The 17,574-nt window shown below is 56.2% G+C and carries 19 protein-coding genes, 1 tRNA gene and 1 riboswitch; of the genes, 8 read left to right on the top strand and 12 right to left on the bottom strand.

Going from position 1 to position 17,574, the window contains the following annotated elements:
• Window positions 1-31: 31 nt before the first annotated feature.
• Together CU102_RS14260 and CU102_RS14255 are read left to right on the top strand one after the other, a co-directional pair.
• Entirely contained in the window at window positions 32-379 is a 348-nt protein-coding gene (locus CU102_RS14260) for a DUF952 domain-containing protein (protein WP_106711752.1), read from the top strand.
• On the top strand, window positions 376-1,464 hold the full coding sequence (locus CU102_RS14255; RefSeq protein WP_106711751.1) for a quinone-dependent dihydroorotate dehydrogenase: 1,089 nt from the start codon (window positions 376-378) through the stop codon (window positions 1,462-1,464). The genes CU102_RS14260 and CU102_RS14255 overlap by 4 nt, the downstream gene beginning before the upstream one ends.
• On the opposite strand, the gene CU102_RS14250 is transcribed toward CU102_RS14255, so the two are convergent.
• The 5 genes from CU102_RS14250 to CU102_RS14230 form a co-directional block, all read right to left on the bottom strand.
• Window positions 1,461-2,816 (bottom strand): MATE family efflux transporter, encoded by a 1,356-nt coding sequence (locus tag CU102_RS14250; protein ID WP_106711750.1) that lies wholly within the window; start codon window positions 2,814-2,816, stop codon window positions 1,461-1,463. The genes CU102_RS14255 and CU102_RS14250 overlap by 4 nt on opposite strands.
• A 100-nt stretch (window positions 2,817-2,916) precedes the next feature.
• On the bottom strand, window positions 2,917-3,414 hold the full coding sequence (locus tag CU102_RS14245) for a CAP domain-containing protein (protein WP_106711749.1): 498 nt from the start codon (window positions 3,412-3,414) through the stop codon (window positions 2,917-2,919).
• A gap of 88 nt (window positions 3,415-3,502) precedes the next feature.
• Complete coding sequence (locus CU102_RS14240; protein ID WP_106711748.1) at window positions 3,503-3,769, bottom strand: DUF6460 domain-containing protein; 267 nt, start codon at window positions 3,767-3,769, stop codon at window positions 3,503-3,505.
• Between the two features lie 78 nt (window positions 3,770-3,847).
• Window positions 3,848-3,921: transfer RNA gene (locus CU102_RS14235), tRNA-Gly, on the bottom strand.
• 56 nt (window positions 3,922-3,977) lie between these two features.
• The gene (locus tag CU102_RS14230) at window positions 3,978-5,069 is read right to left on the bottom strand and encodes a 2'-deoxycytidine 5'-triphosphate deaminase (RefSeq protein WP_106711747.1); all 1,092 of its coding nucleotides are present in this window, start codon (window positions 5,067-5,069) and stop codon (window positions 3,978-3,980) included.
• Between the two features lie 139 nt (window positions 5,070-5,208).
• A riboswitch (SAM riboswitch) is annotated at window positions 5,209-5,288 on the top strand.
• A gap of 62 nt (window positions 5,289-5,350) precedes the next feature.
• On the opposite strand from CU102_RS14230, the gene CU102_RS14225 reads away from it, so the two are divergent.
• Window positions 5,351-6,544, top strand: a complete 1,194-nt coding sequence (locus tag CU102_RS14225) for an O-succinylhomoserine sulfhydrylase (protein WP_106711791.1) — start codon at window positions 5,351-5,353, stop codon at window positions 6,542-6,544.
• Window position 6,545: 1 nt separating this feature from the next.
• On the opposite strand, the gene CU102_RS14220 is transcribed toward CU102_RS14225, so the two are convergent.
• Window positions 6,546-6,881 (bottom strand): MmcQ/YjbR family DNA-binding protein, encoded by a 336-nt coding sequence (locus CU102_RS14220; protein ID WP_106711746.1) that lies wholly within the window; start codon window positions 6,879-6,881, stop codon window positions 6,546-6,548.
• A gap of 151 nt (window positions 6,882-7,032) precedes the next feature.
• On the opposite strand from CU102_RS14220, the gene apaG reads away from it, so the two are divergent.
• Window positions 7,033-7,425 (top strand): Co2+/Mg2+ efflux protein ApaG, encoded by a 393-nt coding sequence (apaG, locus tag CU102_RS14215; RefSeq protein WP_106711745.1) that lies wholly within the window; start codon window positions 7,033-7,035, stop codon window positions 7,423-7,425.
• A 1-nt stretch (window position 7,426) separates the two neighbouring features.
• Window positions 7,427-7,723, top strand: a complete 297-nt coding sequence (locus CU102_RS14210) for a hypothetical protein (protein WP_106711744.1) — start codon at window positions 7,427-7,429, stop codon at window positions 7,721-7,723.
• Here CU102_RS14210 and CU102_RS14205 read toward each other — a convergent pair.
• Genes CU102_RS14205 through CU102_RS14190 form a run of 4 tightly spaced genes read right to left on the bottom strand, consistent with a single transcriptional unit; the run spans window position 7,720 to window position 11,107 of the window.
• Entirely contained in the window at window positions 7,720-7,932 is a 213-nt protein-coding gene (locus tag CU102_RS14205; RefSeq protein ID WP_106711743.1) for an alkylphosphonate utilization protein, read from the bottom strand. The two genes, CU102_RS14210 and CU102_RS14205, sit on opposite strands and share 4 nt — an antisense overlap.
• A 17-nt stretch (window positions 7,933-7,949) precedes the next feature.
• Entirely contained in the window at window positions 7,950-8,951 is a 1,002-nt protein-coding gene (locus CU102_RS14200) for an Hsp33 family molecular chaperone (protein ID WP_106711742.1), read from the bottom strand.
• A gap of 1 nt (window position 8,952) precedes the next feature.
• Window positions 8,953-9,891, bottom strand: a complete 939-nt coding sequence (gene argF / locus CU102_RS14195; protein ID WP_106711741.1) for an ornithine carbamoyltransferase — start codon at window positions 9,889-9,891, stop codon at window positions 8,953-8,955.
• Window positions 9,892-9,901: 10 nt separating this feature from the next.
• On the bottom strand, window positions 9,902-11,107 hold the full coding sequence (locus CU102_RS14190) for an aspartate aminotransferase family protein (protein WP_106711740.1): 1,206 nt from the start codon (window positions 11,105-11,107) through the stop codon (window positions 9,902-9,904).
• A gap of 508 nt (window positions 11,108-11,615) precedes the next feature.
• On the opposite strand from CU102_RS14190, the gene CU102_RS14180 reads away from it, so the two are divergent.
• The gene (locus CU102_RS14180; RefSeq protein WP_106711738.1) at window positions 11,616-12,137 is read left to right on the top strand and encodes a GcrA family cell cycle regulator; all 522 of its coding nucleotides are present in this window, start codon (window positions 11,616-11,618) and stop codon (window positions 12,135-12,137) included.
• 51 nt (window positions 12,138-12,188) lie between these two features.
• Here CU102_RS14180 and phoR read toward each other — a convergent pair whose 3' ends face one another.
• A complete protein-coding gene (gene phoR / locus CU102_RS14175) occupies window positions 12,189-13,457 on the bottom strand; it encodes a phosphate regulon sensor histidine kinase PhoR (RefSeq protein WP_106711737.1) in 1,269 nt (422 codons plus the stop codon).
• Window positions 13,458-13,542: 85 nt separating this feature from the next.
• Here phoR and ppk2 point away from each other — a divergent pair, with 85 nt between their 5' ends.
• Complete coding sequence (gene ppk2, locus CU102_RS14170) at window positions 13,543-14,457, top strand: polyphosphate kinase 2 (protein WP_106711736.1); 915 nt, start codon at window positions 13,543-13,545, stop codon at window positions 14,455-14,457.
• On the opposite strand, the gene CU102_RS14165 is transcribed toward ppk2, so the two are convergent.
• A complete protein-coding gene (locus CU102_RS14165) occupies window positions 14,437-16,344 on the bottom strand; it encodes a glycosyltransferase family 2 protein (protein WP_106711735.1) in 1,908 nt (635 codons plus the stop codon). The two genes, ppk2 and CU102_RS14165, sit on opposite strands and share 21 nt — an antisense overlap.
• Window positions 16,345-16,661: 317 nt before the next feature.
• On the opposite strand from CU102_RS14165, the gene CU102_RS14160 reads away from it, so the two are divergent.
• Window positions 16,662-17,501 (top strand): transporter substrate-binding domain-containing protein, encoded by an 840-nt coding sequence (locus tag CU102_RS14160; protein WP_106711734.1) that lies wholly within the window; start codon window positions 16,662-16,664, stop codon window positions 17,499-17,501.
• Window positions 17,502-17,574: the final 73 nt, after the last annotated feature.

The raw sequence follows: 17,574 nt of genomic DNA, 5'->3' as shown, positions 1-17,574 counted from the left end.
GTATTGCGGTTTTGCGTCTAGTAAAACGCTCATGACCCAGCTGATTTACAAGATTGCTCCACGCGCGCTGTGGCAGGCTGCCGAGGAAAAAGGCGTGTTTGACGGCGCATCCGTCGACCACGCGGATGGCTATATTCACTTCTCGACTGCCGTCCAGGCAATGGAGACGGCTGCGAAGCATTTTGCCGACCAGGACGACCTTCTGCTTATTGCCGTTGAGACAGACCGGCTTGGCGATGCGCTGAAATATGAAGTCTCGCGCGGCGGGGACCTCTTCCCGCATCTTTATGCATCGTTACCGCTCGCCGCCGTTCGCTGGGTGAGACCGTTGCCGCTTGGCAGCGATGGCAAACACGTCTTTCCGGAGATGACGGCATGAGCGGATTGTTCCAATCGATTGGCCGCAGGATGCTGTTCTCGCTCGATCCGGAAGATGCCCATGGTCTTTCGATCAAGGCTTTGAAAACCGGCTTGGTGCCGGCCTGTGTGCCGAATAACGATCCGGCACTGCGTGTCGCTGTTGCCGGTCTCAGTTTTCCCAATCCGCTTGGCATGGCAGCAGGCTACGACAAGAATGCCGAGGTGCCGGACGCGCTGCTGAAGCTCGGCTTTGGCTTTGCCGAAGTCGGCACGCTCACACCCCTGGCCCAATCCGGTAATCCAAAGCCGCGCATTTTCCGCCTTGTCGAGGACAAAGCGGTAATCAACAGGCTTGGATTCAACAATCAGGGACATGAGCCTGCGTTTCGCCTGCTGACCGAACGGCGCTCGCATGCCGGCATCGTCGGCGTGAATATCGGCGCCAACAAGGAATCCGCTGATCGTGTTGCCGACTATGTGATGGGCATCCGGAAATTCCACTCGTTGGCGAGCTATTTCACCGTCAATATCTCTTCCCCCAATACACCGGGACTTCGCGATCTGCAGGCACGGGAAAGTCTCAAGGAACTGCTGGGCGCGGTATTGGAAGAACGTGACGCGCAGCCCGGCGTCAGGCGACCAGTCTTTCTGAAGATCGCACCCGATCTGGCGGAAACCAGCCTTGACGATATCGCCGCAGAGGTTGCTCTGCACCCTCTGGATGGATTGATAATCTCCAATACGACTCTTTCGCGTACCGGTCTGAGGAGCTCGCGAAACGTAGGCGAAGCTGGCGGCCTCTCCGGAACCCCGCTGTTTGAGCGTTCGACAATCGTGCTGGCAAAGATGCGCCAGCGCGTTGGACCCGAATTACCGCTTATCGGCGTCGGCGGCGTCGACAGCGCCGCAACTGCAATCGCGAAAATTCGGGCTGGTGCGGACCTTGTGCAGCTCTACACCAGCTTGATCTATCATGGTCCCGGTCTGGCGGGTGAGATCGTCAAGGGTCTGTCCGCCGCTCTCATGCGCGACCGGATCACCACAATCGCCGCCTTGCGCGATTGTGATGTGGCGGATTGGGCAAAGAAGCCTATCCCCGCTTAATCAGCAAACTGCACCCGCGCCCGGCTGGGCAGGATCGACAAAAGCGAAAGACCACGCAATCCGAGAAACAGGTGCAACGCCAGCCAGAGGCCGTGATTGCCGAAGTAAATTGGCAGGATGAAATAGGCAGCAAAATAGCCGGTCAGCGACAGGACCATCATGTTGCGCATGTCACGCGACCATGTTGCCCCGATGAACACGCCATCCATGTGGAAAGCCAGCAGGCCGACAACAGGCGCCAATGCAGCCCACGGCAGATAATGTGACGCCATGGTTTGCACCTCATCGGACTTGATCAAGAAAGCAACGATCGAATCGCCGAAGATGAGAAAGAAAGCCGCCATCACCGTCGCGAGCACCATTCCCCACACGAACGACAGTTTGACGCCACGATCGAATGCCGGGCGATAATGCGCGCCAACAGCTCGTCCAGAAATCTGTTCGGCTGCAGTGGTCACGCCATCGATCAGGTAGCCGGAGATCAGCAGGAAGTTCATAAGTACGGCGTTGGTTGCCAACGTCACAGCACCCGCCTGCGTTCCGGCGCGGGTAAAATAGGCATAGGCGATCAGGAGGAAGAACGAGCGCAGCATGATATCGCGGTTGACCGTGAACATCCGGCGTATTTCGTGAACGTCAAGGATGCGTGCTCGAGACGGATTGGCGACGGTACGGAACTGCCGGTAAATCATGACCAGACCGACGACCAAGGCTGCACTCTCGCCGAGCACGGTACCCCAGGCGATACCCGTGACACCCCAGTCCATGACGAGACCCAACCAAATAGTCATCACGACATTGACACCATTGAGCAGAAGCTGGAGATACAGCCCCTGCATGGCTTTGCCCTGCCCTAACAGCAATCCGAGGACGACAAAATTGCCAAGCGCCATTGGCGACGACAGGAGACGGATCGAGACATAGGTCGACATGGCATCTGCAACGGCCTTGTCTGGATCCATGAAGCCGATTGTGGCGCTGAGTATGAGGGGTGTCGCGGCAATGAACAGCACGCCCACCACAACGGCGATACCGATCGCGCGCCAAAACACGGCCTGCTGCTCCACATTGTCATGCCGGCCCATGGCCTGTGCCACCAGCCCCGTTGTGCCAGAGCGAAGAAAATTCATCGTCGAAAACAGAAAGTCGAAGACCAGCGCGCCAATGGCCAGACCGCCCAGCAGATGCGGGTCACCGAGCTGACCGATAACAGCGGTATCGACAAGTCCGAGCAGCGGTGTCGTGAGCGACGCCAGCATCACCGGTATTGTGATTGCCAGCATCAAACGGTTGGTTACCTCGAATGGGCGAACAACCTTTGTTCCGAGCGCAGAGGAGGCTTCGATCGTCATGGAGAGGCACCGCAGATTAGCCGTTTGGCCGTCTATGCTGTATGCCACCGGATCACGCCCTTTTCCAGCCTTATCCTTCAATGCGAACGGATGTTGTCGTCTAGCTTGCAAGCACCAAGGCCCAGTAGCGCTCGGCGCTGCCATTCGCAGCCTCTGCATAGGCTAGGCCGAAGCGGGTAAACTTCGGATCCAGCATGTTGCGCCGATGCGGTGGCGAGGCCATCCATCTGGCGAAAAGCTCGTCCAGATCCATCCTGCCCATGGCGATGTTCTCTGCGGCCAGGCCACGGATCTCGTTATCTCTCACCCGCGACGAGAAACTGTGGCCCCAGCTCGTTGTGTGGCTCATGCGGCCGGCGCTCGCCATATAAACGGCCTGCTGCAGGGCAGCACGCTCAAGTATCGGATCGGCAGATAGTCCGCCAAGACCGCTCGCGGAGCGGATGGCCTGGACGTCCGACGTGGCGGACGCCGAAGCGCCAGCACTCTTCCCCGGCGAACGCATGACGGTCTGGCAGGCAGCCAGCGGCAAAATTACGGTGACCGCGGCAAACTCCAAGAAATTGCGGCGGGACAGGCAGGATTTCGTTTCAGACATAGACGCTTCCCGAATGAGACGACATGCCGATATTCAGCAATTGTGGCCCATTCGAGTCGAGATCGCGCAAAAGGACAGCGTTAGCAAATCAGCGTCTATAGCTCAGCAGCCTCAGTATAATGAAGCACGGGATGACCACCACTGCTCCAAGCAGGAAATAGGCGGCAAAGCGTTCGATTGCTCCAAAGCCCAGATTCCAGATGCGGCGGACGAAATTTTCCACGCCATAAAGAATATCCATCGGAGACCAGTCGAATGCATTCATAACAACGCCGACAACCAACGAAACAAGGATGAGTTTCACGAGGACCCGTCCAGGCGTATCACCCAAAAAGCGATTCATTCCTTCCGACATGTTTTCTCCAGCGTTGGCGACACCAATGCTTCTGACATATGGTGATATGTGGTTTGGTGCAAGCAGGAGGCAGGCAAGTGGAGCGGGTGAAGGGAATCGAACCCTCGTATGCAGCTTGGGAAGCTGCCGTTCTACCATTGAACTACACCCGCAAATCACTGCATTAAATCAAGAGCAGCCCGGCCCGATAGTCAACCGGATTCGTCTGTCACCTGAAATGCTTGGAAAGTTTCAGACCCTGCGCCTGGTAGTTGGAACCGAGATCAGTACCATAAAGCGCATTGGGCCGCTCCAGCATATGCTCGTAGATCAGCCGTCCGACAATCTGTCCGTGTTCCAGGATGAACGGCACTTCGTGACTTCGAACCTCAAGGACGGCGCGGCTGCCAGTTCCGCCGGCCGCCGTGTGACCAAAGCCCGGATCAAAGAAACCGGCATAGTGGACGCGAAACTCACCCACGAGCGGATCGAAAGGCGTCATTTCAGCAGCATAGAGCGGCGGCACATGCACAGCCTCGCGTGAAACGAGAATGTAGAACTCATCCGGATCCAGCACCAGCTCGCGCGCGCCGCGATCGTGGATCGGTTCCCAGAAATCGAAGAGGTCGTGCGCCCCGCGCTTATCGACATCGACAACGCCGGTGTGGTGTTTGCCGCGATAGCCGACCAAGCCGTTCGCGTCGCCCGTCAGATCGATCGAAAGGGCGATGCCACCACCGGAAATATTCGGCGTGTCGGACGCGACGAGCGTTTCAGCCGAGTGCAAAGCCGTCAGCTCGGTCTCTTCCAGTTGGGCGCGGCCGGTGCGGAAACGTATCTGCGACAGGCGTGAGCCGGTCCGCGCAACGATCGGAAACGTGCGCGGGCTTACTTCCAGATAGAGCGGACCATGGTAGCCTGCTGGTACCTTGTCGAATTCCTGCGCGCCGTCGACAATCACGCGCGTGAAAATGTCGAGCCGGCCCGTCGAACTTTTCGGGTTGGCGGAGGCAGACACTTCTGCTGGCAAGCTCAAGCTCTCCAACAGCGGCACAATATAAACGCAACCGGTTTCCAGAACTGCGCCTTCGGTCAGATCGATCTCATGCAGCTTCAGGCGATCCAGTTTGTCGATCACCGGGGTTCCGGGCCCCGGCATGAAACTGGCGCGAACACGGTAAGCTTTCAGGCCGAGCCGCAGGTCGAGGCTGGCTGGCTGAATTTGATCGCCGTCAAATATGCGGGCAGTCTTTAACGCGCCCGCCTGATGCAGCGCCCTGATGCCACTGTCCGCCAATATGCCCGCTTCACGTCTCGCCATGTCGTCCGCCAATACCAAACCAGAGCAATTCCAGGAAAAGTGGAACCCGGTTTTCCGTCCGGAATTGCGACCATGCTTTAAGAGAGAAAAGCTTTAGCGACTCACCCGATTGACGCAAGCCGCCAAGAGGATTAAAGCAGTTTTATCCCGTGGTGATTTGGCCGGCCGGCTTGCAGCCACGTTAAATAATTTGCTAAAAGAGGCCCGGTCTCGTCCGGCCTTTTTGCGATTCACGCAAGGCCGGTTTTTTATTGGCCAGATTCTGGCAGATTGAGAAGACGATGACCAAGGTAACCACCCGCAAACTGCGCCCCGCAACACAACTCGTTCATGCCGGAACCTTGCGCTCCGGCTTTGGTGAAACATCTGAAGCCCTGTTTCTGACGCAGGGTTTTGTCTATCCAAGTGCGGAAGCGGCTGAGGCGCGTTTCAAAGGTGAAGAGCCGGGTTTCATCTATTCGCGCTACGCCAACCCGACCACCGACATGTTCGAAAAGCGTATGTGCGCTCTGGAGGGGGCAGAAGACGCACGCGCTACTGCTTCGGGGATGGCTGCGGTGGCCGCGGCGATCCTTTGTCAGGTCAGGGCGGGTGATCACGTCCTCGCGGCGCGCGCAATGTTCGGCTCTTGCCGTTACATCATCGAGACCCTGTTGCCGCGTTACGGCGTCGACTTCACGCTGATCGACGGCTCCAAAATCGAAAATTGGCAAAACGCAATCCGCCCCAACACCAAGGTGCTGTTCCTCGAGAGCCCCACAAACCCGACCCTCGAAGTCATCGACATTGCCGCGGTGGCGCAGGTCGCCAATTCCGTTGACGCGAAGCTCATCGTCGACAATGTCTTTGCAACGCCCCTGTTCCAGAAACCGCTGGAACTCGGAGCACATATCGTCATCTATTCCACGACCAAGCATATTGATGGCCATGGCCGCTGTCTGGGCGGCATGATCCTCTCCGACAAGCAATGGATCGATGAAAATCTCCACGAATATTTCCGCCATACGGGTCCAGGCCTCAGCCCGTTTAATTCATGGGTAATGCTCAAGGGTCTGGAGACGCTGGTGGTGCGGGTGCAGCAGCAGACCGCAAATGCGGCGAAGATTGCCGACTTTCTTGGCGAACATCCGGCTGTCGCCAAAGTCCTTTACCCAGGACGCGCCGATCACCCGCAGGCCGATATCGTCGCCAAGCAGATGACGGGTGGTTCAACGTTGATCGCGTTCGAGGTCAAGGGCGGCAAGAAGGCTACCTTCACGGTCGAGAATGAGCTGGAAATCGTCCAGATTTCCAACAATCTTGGCGATTCAAAGAGCCTGATCACACATCCAACTACGACGACGCACAAGAACCTCACCGACGAGGCGCGAGCTGAGCTGGGAATTTCCGATGGCCTGCTGCGGCTGTCAGTCGGGCTCGAAGACGTGAACGACCTGATCGACGATCTCGATACGGCGCTCAGGGCGGCTCGCTAGTTCAAAGCACATGTCGCGCCGAGACAGACTTCGGCGCGGCCTTTTTCCAGGCCATGGCCATCGCGTGGCGCACAGCGTCCGGATCGGCATTGTCGAGAATGACGAAGGTCCACCCCTTTTCGCCCCAGCTTCCTGGCACCGGCTCGAACATACCGGCCGACGTTTCGCGCAAGAGCGCCTGATCACCTCGTGAAAGCGACAACACTCCACGCTGCTTCCCAGGACGCAAAGTTGCAAAGATTTTGCCGTTCACCCGGAAATCCGTCGTGCCAAAATGGCTCCCCTGAATAGATTCAGGAAAAGAAAGGGCCATCTCTGCAAATGACTCGAGGCTCATCAATATTATTGCTTAGCTCCACGGAACAGCGTTCTCCACTATATTAGCGATAAATTGGCCGATCACGAATGATTTAAATGCAACCGCCCGCATGGGCGGTTGACGCGAAGGCTTTGAGTCGCGATATCAGATACATAGACTGAGAGCAGGTATGTATAGAGCTATCACGCGCGATATCGAAGTGACTGTTGAACCATTCTATCTGGAGGAGCAATCCAATCCGGAAGAAAATCGCTATGTGTGGGGCTACAGGATCACCATTGCCAATGAATCGGAAGGAACCGTGCAATTGCGAGCACGCTACTGGAAGATCACCGATGGTAATGGGCATGTGGAAGAAGTGCGCGGACCCGGTGTCATCGGCGAACAGCCGATTCTTAATCCCGGCGATAGTTTTCAGTACTCTTCAGGTTGTCCGCTTACCACAACATCGGGCGTCATGACCGGCCGCTATACGATGCAGGCCGAAACGGGGGAGCGTTTCGACATCGAGATACCTGCTTTCTCCCTCGATCTGCCTGATCAACTGCGGACATTGAATTGATATGATTGAAACTGAACGCACCCAGTCCCCATACTTCAAGGCTCTCGCCTGCTCCGCAGTCGCATTTGCATTGGCTGTATTGGCGCTTTTTCTTGGCTACACCTTGCCCAGTTTCAAAACTGATGCCGAGGCTATCAGCCAATTGCTTGCCCTTGTTCTGGTCCCCGGCCTGATCGTCGGCCTGCTCGCGAAGAAATCGACCAAGGCATGGCCGCTTTGGCTGATCATCTGTGCGTACATCGTCATACTGATCGCGGTAACAGTTGCCCACGAGTTCACAGCGCCCATGCGGGGCTAGGCTTTCTTCAGAAACTCGGTCTTCAGAACAAGACCCTTAACCTGCTTGGTGTTGCACTCGATTTCACCTTCGCGCCCGTTCAGCCGGATGTTCTTGACGAGTGTGCCGCGCTTTATGGTTTCAGACGTGCCTTTGACCTTCAGGTCTTTAATAAGGGTAACGGAATCGCCATCGTGAAGCTCCGTGCCGTTGCTGTCTCTTATTTCCATACTGGCGTTTCCTGCTGTCAGTTTTTCGGCAGAAATTCTGCCGGATCGAACTCATACTGCGTTGAGCAGAACTCGCAGGTCACGCTGATCTTGCCCTCTTCGATGCTGTCCGTGATTTCCTCGGCAGTGAAGCCTGACAGGACGCCGGCAATTTTCTCGCGCGAACAGGAGCAATCATCGTTCACTGTGACGGCGTCGAAGACCCGGACGCCTCTTTCGTGGAACAAACGGTATAGCAACCGCTCGGCGCCCACCTGCGGATCGGTCAATTCCGAGCTTTCGATCGTTGCGACGAGTGCCTTTATTTCCGCCCAGTCGTCATCCTCAACAAGATGGTCATCATCCTCGTCGGCATTTGGCGCGTCACCGGCCGGAAGATCCCGCTGGCGCATACGCAATTCGGATTCAGGCAGGAACTGGACGATCAATCCGCCAGCGCGCCATTGTTCAACTGGCTTGCCGTCGTCGCCACGTTCGACCAGCTTGGCAACCGAGAGCCGCACGTCGGTCGGTATCTGTTCGGACTGACGGAAATAGGTTTTGGCGATTTCCTCGAGATTGGAGCCATCCAGGGCAACGATGCCCTGATAACGCTGCGTGTGCTCGCCCTGATCGACCGTGAGTGCGAGCGTGCCGCTTCCCATCAGCTCTTCTTGTGAGATCCGGCGTTTCGCCATGGCATCCGCCAGTCGGTCCTCGTCGTAACGCGCATAGGCGCGGACGGAATTCGGCGTACGGAAGTCCACGACCAGCATGTCAACCGGTCCGTCGGACTGCGACTGGAAGATGAATTTGCCGTCAAACTTCAACGATGTACCAAGCAGCACCGTGAGCACGATCGCTTCGGCGAGCAGCTGTGCCACCGGCTCCGGATAATCATGACGGTTCAGAATGTCGTCGAGCGCCGGTCCTAGTTGTACGGCGCGTCCTCGGGCATCGAGATCAGCAACCTGGAACGGCACGACGGCATCATCGCCTGCAAAAATGTATTCATCTGGATGCATGATTGTATCGGACATATCAGACACTCGGGCGGCCTCCTTCGAGACACCAGGCTAGAATGGCTTTTTGTGCGTGCAAACGGTTCTCCGCCTCATCGAAGACAACAGAGTGGGGGCCGTCGATGACCGAGTCCGTCACTTCCTCGCCGCGATGGGCAGGGAGGCAGTGCATGAACAGCGCATCCGGGTTTGCATGCTTCAACAAGGCGTCATTGACCTGATAAGGCATGAAGACGTTATGACCGCGCGCACGGCCTTCCTGCCCCATTGACACCCAGGTGTCGGTAACAATGCAATCAACGCCCTTGACTGCTGCAACGGGGTCAGTGGTCAACTTGATCTTGCCGCCGGCTCCTCTCGCCCACTCAAGGTATTTACTGGCGGGTTCACTGCCTTCCGGAGTAGCAATATTCAGGTTGAAATCAAAGCGCGCTGCCGCCTCGACAAGCGAGTGCAGTACGTTGTTGCCATCGCCGGTCCAAGCGAATGTCTTGCCCTTGACCGGCCCGCGATGTTCTTCGTACGTCATGATGTCGGCCATGATCTGGCACGGATGCGTATCATCGGTCAGCGCATTGATGACGGGCACGGTTGCATTTTCCGCCATTTCGATCAGACGTTCATGCGTCGTGGTCCGCATCATGATGATGTCGACATAGCGCGACAAGACCTTGGCCGTATCGGCGATGGTTTCGCTGCGGCCAAGCTGCATTTCCGAACCAGTTAGCATAATCGTCTCGCCGCCAAGCTGGCGCATGCCAACGTCGAACGACACGCGCGTGCGTGTTGACGGCTTGTCGAAAATCATCGCCAGCACCTTGCCAGCAAACGGTTTTTCGATAGCACCAGCCTTGAGCCGTGTCTTGCGATCCCGCGCGTCGTCGAGAATAGTCCGCAGATCGCCCGATGAAAGCGCTGACAGATCCGTGAAGTGCCGGAGGTCCTGCTTGATTGTCATGGCAGGGTCCTCAAGCGCTTTTCTGTCTGGCGGCCACGGACAGCCGTTCAGCTGCCGTTTCGATCCTGGCGAGAGCGTCACGCGCTTCTTCTTCTGTTGCAACCAGCGGTGGCAGTAGCCGAATGACATTGTCGCCGGCACTGACTGTCAGAAGCTGCTCGTCGCGAAGAGCCTGTACCATCGTCGTATTCGGTACGACGGTCTTCAGACCCATCAGCAAGCCCTGTCCGCGCACTTCGGCAATTACGTCCGGATAGCGATCGGAAATCGAGGCCAGGCCCTGTTTCATGACCAGCGCAATTTTCTTCACATGCTCCAGGAAGCCTTCTTCGAGAATGACGTCCAGCACGGCATTTCCTACGGCCATGGCCAGCGGGTTGCCACCGAAGGTCGTGCCATGCACGCCGGCGGTCATCCCCTTGGCTGCTTCTGCGGTTGCAAGACATGCGCCAAGCGGGAATCCGCCGCCGATGCCCTTGGCGACAGCCATAATGTCTGGCTGGATTCCCGACCACTCGTGAGCGAACAACTTGCCAGTGCGGCCAACTCCGGTCTGGACCTCATCGAGGATCAAGAGCAGCCCTTCAGCCTCGCATAGCTTTCGCAATGCACGCAGATCCTCGTCCGGAACCGAACGAACGCCGCCCTCGCCCTGGATCGGCTCAATCAGAATAGCGGCGGTTTCAGAACCAATCGCTGCTTTCAATGCCTTCTCGTCGCCGAAAGGGACCTGGTCGAAGCCTTCTACCTTTGGTCCGAAACCTTCGAGATATTTCGCCTGTCCACCAGCCGCAATCGTTGCCAGAGTCCGGCCGTGAAAGGCGCCCTCAAAAGTGATAATGCGGAACCGCTCGGGACTGCCGTTAACATAATGATAGCGGCGTGCCGTTTTGATTGCACATTCCAGTGCTTCCGCACCGGAATTGGTGAAGAACACTTTGTCGGCAAAGGTATTGTCTACTAGGCGTTGGCCCAGACGCTTTTGGCCGGGAATCTCATAGATATTGGAGACATGCCACAGCTTCTCGGCCTGATTCTTCAACGTCTCCACGAGGTGCGGATGGGCGTGACCAAGCGAATTGACAGCGATACCGGCAGCAAAATCAAGGTAACGATCGCCCGACTCTGTCACGAGCCAAACACCCTCTCCTCGCTCAAAGCGCAGATCCGCACGAGCAAATGTGTCGTAAAGCGGTTGCGCGCTTACGTCCGTCATATCGTTTCGGGCCTCCAATACCCAGTTTGCCAAACTGCTGATTAACAAGAAGAAACCGGCAGAGTTGAAATCAAAAAGCCGCCCCACAATGCCATTCTTGGGGCGGCCACTCCGGTAATATCATCATTCGAATCGTAATTGTCAAATGAACACTTTGAAACGCCTGATCGCTAGCCGACGCAAATTCAAGGTCTGACCCTCCAATTCCTGCAACTTAAGCGCGCACTCGCGAGAATGGTTTGCCAGCGACGGTTTAAAGAGTCTTTTATGCAACAGTTTATCGCGCAAGTTGGGGAAAACCCAAAAAAGCATGGTCAGGAGCCGCGCCCGACTCTTGTCACAGAGTCGTCCCATATTGTAGCTTGGGAAACGAAATAGCTAGATTTCGTGCGGCGTCCTCGTCATCTGAATAGATATGGTATTACACCAATCTGGAGCAATCCAGATGCGAGGAAGGATTCAGTCCGGTGTCCGCACAGAACAGAGCCCCATATGGAGCTAGGAAACGATGAACTGGACAGATGAGCGCGTAGAACAGCTAAAGAAACTTTGGGCCGATGGTCTGAGTGCAAGCCAGATCGCAGCACAACTGGGCGGTGTCAGCCGCAATGCTGTCATCGGCAAGGTCCATCGCTTGAAGCTGTCAGGGCGAGGCAAGACCACATCCACCCAGACACGCAGCAAGAAGGTCAACACCGGCGTATCCGGTAGCCAGCGCAGCGGCGGTTCCGCTCACATGACAAGCCGGGTTGTCAACCGCAGCGTCGGTGCAACAGCCTTGCAGACGGAATACAGCACCGACCTCGTCCCGCACACGATCACGAAAACCGTGACTGATGTCGTCGTGCCGATTTCACGGCGCCTTGAACTCGTTCAGCTGAGCGAGCGCACATGCAAGTGGCCTGTCGGCGATCCGCTCCAGCCAGACTTCAACTTCTGCGGCAATGACGTGGGCGAATCCGGTCCCTACTGCACCTATCACTCGCGCTTGGCTTACCAACCGGCGTCGGATCGCCGACGCATCCGGTAAGTTTCTCTGCAATCCTCCATTAAGGCGCCGCGAGGCGCCTTCTTTTTGAGATTATGTTCGCTGGGGTCCAAACACGACCGTGAAGGACGAACCTTCGCCAACGCGGGAACGGACTATCAGACGGGCTCGATGGCGCGTCAGGATATGTTTGACAATTGCAAGACCAAGGCCGGTACCCTTCTGCGCTCGGCTCGTTTCGACATTCACCCGGTAAAATCGTTCGGTCAGGCGCGGTATGTGTTCGTCCGGGATCCCCGGTCCAAAGTCCTGGACCGTCGCCCTCACACCTTCGCTGTTCTGCTTTAAATCGATGATGATCCTTTTACCGGACTGGCCGTACTTGCAGGCGTTCTCGACCAGGTTCTGGAAGACTTGTGTGAGTTCATCCCGGTCGCCAAGCACTTTGATTGGTCCCGGATCAATGTCCTGTTCGATAACTACGTCGAGACCGGCGGCAAGGGGCCGCATCGAGTCCGCCACGTGGTTCAGAACCGTCGTCAGATCCACCTGATCCTTGACGGCGATGTGCGCCTTCATCTCGATACGCGAAAGTGACAAGAGATCGTCGATCAGCCGGGCCATGCGTTCCGCCTGCTTTTGCATGATCTCAAGAAAATTGTCGCGTGCAGCCTCATCGTTACGGGCAGGGCCACGCAGCGTCTCGATGAAGCCGCTGAGCGAAGCCAAAGGCGTGCGCAATTCGTGACTGGCGTTCGCGACGAAATCCGAACGCATGCGCTCCAGTCTGTGCGCCTCAGTCAAATCCCGGAATGACAACAGATATTGCCTGTCTGCTCCGCCTGTCTGGTCGAGCAACAACACCGTCGCACGGTACCACCGTTCGACGGGAACACGCTCGGAGTAATCCACCGATCGCGCCACCCCGTCGGCCATAACCGATTGGACCAACACCTGCATCTCGGGTGCCCGGAAGTGCATGAGAAGCGTGCCACCGCTGGTCAATGCCCCGAAAGCTCCTTCGGCAGCGGGATTGGCATAGAGGATCGTCCCATCATGATGGAACACGATCAGCGGGTCTGGCAATTGCTCCGCGAGCTGCTGGCCCGACAGGCGAAATATTGCGGTGTTGCTTGCCGGTACGGGAGCGTTTTGATTGTCGCTGCGGGGAAGGCTGGCTGAAAGGATCACCACAGCAAGCAGTACGAACATCAGCACGGCAAAGCTCAGCCAGGACGATGCACCCGCGTTCAGCACCAGTGCAGTGAGAAATGCAGCAGCGCCCAAAATGTAGCGCGCCCGGATGATCTGCTCCAGCGCGCGTCTCCTTAGACCGCTACCTTCCTGCCCCCAGATGCTCATGCGCTAAACTCCTGCCCTGCCGTCCTTTTTTAGCCTCTGGACGATACAACGCTCTCCCAATAACATGCCTTTATGTCAATTGAGGATGAACGACGTGGGTAAAGATTCAAAAAAGAATTCCGACCAGGCGCAACCGGACGTGTCTCCGCTTGAATTGAAGATTGACGGAAAGAAACACACTTTCGACATCGATGATCCCGCATTGCCCGACTGGGTCCGGAAGAGCGCGCTTGCCTCGGGTGGTTTCCCATACGCCGACAAAATGCCGGAAGACGAATACGAGGAGACACTCGAACGCCTGCAGATCGAACTTGTGAAGATGCAGTATTGGCTGCAGGACAGCGGCGCAAGCGTGATTTGCCTGTTTGAAGGCCGCGACGCCGCAGGGAAAGGCGGGACGATTTTCTCCCTGCGTCAATATATGAATCCACGTTCTGCCCGGAACGTTGCCCTCCCCAAGCCCAGCGAAACCGAGCGTGGCCAATGGTATTTTCAGCGATATATCGCGCATTTCCCAACTGACGGCGAGTTCGTCACCTTCGATCGCTCCTGGTACAATCGCGCCGGCGTCGAGCCCGTCCTCGGTTTCTGCACCCCGGAACAGCATGAAGCGTTCTTGAACGAGGTGCCCGGCTTCGAGCGCATGATTGTTTCCGACGGGATTCATTTCTTCAAGTTCTGGCTCGACATCGGCCAAACCATGCAGTTGAAGCGCTTCCACGACCGCCGTCACAGCCCGCTGAAATACTGGAAGTTTTCGCCTATTGACATCGAAGGGGCCAAGAAGTGGGATGAATACACCAAGGCGCGCGACCAGATGCTTTCCCGCACCCAAACAGCGCTCGCACCATGGACCGTTGTCCGAGCGAATGACAAACGTCGCGCCCGCATTTCCGTAATCCGGCGAATTCTGTTGAGCCTGCCCTACAAAGGCCGCGACATCGATGCGATCGGGAGCGAAGATACATTGATCATCGGTTCAGGGCCCGAATTTATCTAGGGCGCAGCCTGGCGCCGATGGCGCTGTTGTTGACGGTTGATGCGGCTTTTTCTCCCAAAGGAATGGCGTGGCATGCAGCTGCCACAATGCGCGCCAGGCGGCTGCCGAGATCATGAACCAATAGATGGGAATCCAAAGGGGTACGGGTCCAGGCGTCTTTTCTCCGTCCAATGCCCGTCGCCCCAACGCATGAAATGAGACGTAGCCCGTCAGAATGTTAAGAAGATCGATGATGAAAAGATTTGGTCGCATCGCCGCCATATCGGCAAAGGTGAAATAAAAAGCCGAATTTGCAACGAAAACAAGCATGAGCGGATAAAGCAGTGCGGAGACAATCATCCCGATCGACAACAGTTGGTATACTGTGAAACGCGGAATTCCGAGTTGGTTGACGAGACGGATCGGCCGCCGCATCTCGACTAGCCACGTCTGCATCCAACCCTTGAGCCAGCGTGTGCGCTGCCTTAACCAGACACCGAGTCCGACAGGCGCGTCCTCGATTGTTGGCGTTGAAAGCATGTCAACCTGAAACCCACAACGTGCAAGTCGCGTGCCCAGCTCGGCATCTTCAGTTACGTTGAATGGATCCCAGCCACCAACGGCCTCAAGACAACTGCGGCGAAAATGGTTTGAGCTTCCGCCAAGAGACAGTACTAACCGATTGCGAGCGAGCCATGGCAAAACCCCGCCAAAATGCGCCGCGTATTCAAAGGCAAACAGGCGTGTCAGCCACCCGACATGCCCGTTGGCAAGGATGAGGGGCGCCTGCAGGCAACCGAGTGTCGCGCCACCTTTGGCGAAATGCCACCAAGCCTCCTGCAATTGCTCCGGGTGCGGACGATCTTCGGCATCATAGACAACGACGTAATCTCCTTTCGCCAGTTGCAACCCATAATTGAGTGCTTTTGGCTTCGTGCGAGGACCAGAGCTTGGGATACGGATAATCCTGAAACCGGCCGGGAACATTTCGGCTTGAAGTGCCGCAATAGTCTCGCTGTCGTCTTCCTCACACAGAAACAGAACTTGCAGTTTCGATCGAGGCCAATTGAGCTCCTTCATTGCGTTCACCAGTTGAGGGACGACATCCGCCTCGTGATAGAGTGCAACTAGGACGCTGTAGCCCAGCGAACCTGACGATGGAAGAGTTCGCCACGGCGGCACTCGCACAGCTCCAATGTTGATGCGTGCAAGAAGACGCACCAATATGCACGCTGAGAAAAATATCGAGAAGACAAAGTGCAGCAACTGGCACAACAACGCCGGGTTAAGCACTGCCATGAAGAGACTGGAGGATGCGACAAAGCCGATCACCATGCCCTGCGTGCCGGTAGCCACGACCCTCGCCGAATGTTCAGAACTTGTCATTTCGACCATACGGATGGCCCTGTCTACGAGAGCCGCTTCATGGCTTGATAGCAAGAATTCGTCCAAAGCGAATGGTGTCGTTATCCTGAGACGTGCCGCAATATCCGGGCTCCCGGGGAGGTGACGCTTGATCACCGCCAGGTCGCTCAGCGTTGGCGCCATATAGATCAGCGTATTGTCTTCGGATGTTAGAACGACCGTATGCCCGATGCGACGCAAAGTGATGAAATCTGGTGCGAAGGGCAGGACAACACGCACGTCTGCTGGTACGTCTTCAAACAGCAATCCTGCTTCACCAGCGATGCAGTACGCAACTGTCGGTTCGTACGCCCGCCCCAATGCGTATAGTTCGTCAATGAATGACGTACCGTTGGCCAGGAGTGCCTGAATGCAGCGATAATCAGCGATCTCGGCATGCCGGCGCAGTAGAGCCGCGCGGCAAGCGAAACTTCTATCGCCCCCATAATCAGAGGACGGCGTTAAAGTGGGGTGCGGATTGGCAAAAATACAGATATAGGTCAATCTCGTTAAATATTGTCATTCTAAAGACCTTCAATCAAAATTGAAACCTGAATTAAAAGAATATATCTATGGTAGTAATGCCATTTTATTCTACTACAACTTAACTCGGCAATGCTATACTGTATTCAACACCACAATACCCTGCTTGTCTTCAGCTGTGTTCGGTTCGCCTGAGTCATCCGGCTTGGCTCTAACGTGTCGGACCGACCGTGCCGCTATCCGCATTGATTGCCTCGCTAATTTGCGACACAGCGCCAGTTCCATTTGGGAAGTGTTTGCTCTAGCGTTGCGGCAAATCACCATCGCGCTGGGGTCGAATGCACATCCGGAAAATTGCAGCTTTCGCTGTTAGTCTCAGTCTAACCGCTTTGCCGAATGCGATCGCCGCATCGGATTTTCCGCACTATTGGGATGGCCGCGAACACGTTTCGAAACCCGATCTGTCAACGGTCGAACGCATTCGCTTCATGACGACCGTAGATTACCCGCCCTTCAATTTCATTGACAGTACAGGACGCATCTCGGGGTTCAATGTCGATCTCGTGAGAGCGATTTGCGACGAGCTCGGTGTGACAGCGATATGCCAGATCGAGGCGCGCCCTTGGAACGAATTGCAGACAACTCTTGAAAATGGTGAGGCCGAGGCAATCATCGCGGGCCTGAAGCCAACTGCCGCCTTGCGTGAAAAATACGTCTTCACTGCCCCCTACATGCGCCTACCTGCCCGTTTCATGACGCTGAAAAACACGCCACTGAAGGAACCTCTTGCCGACACGCTCGAAAAGAAGACCGTTGGGGTTATCGCAGATTCCGTACACCAGGCGATATTCGCGGACTTTTTTCCGAAAGGACACTGGGTCGGCTACCCTTCGCGCGATCTCATGTTCAAGGACCTGCAGGCAAAAAAAATTGACGCTGTCTTTGGTGATGGCTCCGACCTCTCGTTCTGGATCGGCAGCCCCGAGGCGGGCAACTGTTGCGCCTTTGCCGGAGGGCCCTACGTCGCTCCACAGTTTCTTGGCGATGGCATGACAATCACAACAACATTGGCAAATAGTAAGCTTGTCGATGCCTTCAACTTTGCCCTGAAAGCCATGGAAGAAAAAGGGACGATCTCCGAACTTTACCTGCGGTACTTCCCCGTCGATTTTTACTAGAGGCGTCCTGCCATGCCAAAAATCCGTAGTGGATGGTTCTCGCACGGACAGTTGTGATTGACGCGGGCAGCCT

Origin of the sequence: Phyllobacterium brassicacearum (genome assembly GCF_003010955.1) — a bacterium.
Lineage (GTDB): Bacteria > Pseudomonadota > Alphaproteobacteria > Rhizobiales > Rhizobiaceae > Phyllobacterium > Phyllobacterium brassicacearum.
The sequence above is the reverse complement of the archived record's forward strand: the minus strand, read 5'-3'. Positions and strand labels throughout refer to the sequence as shown.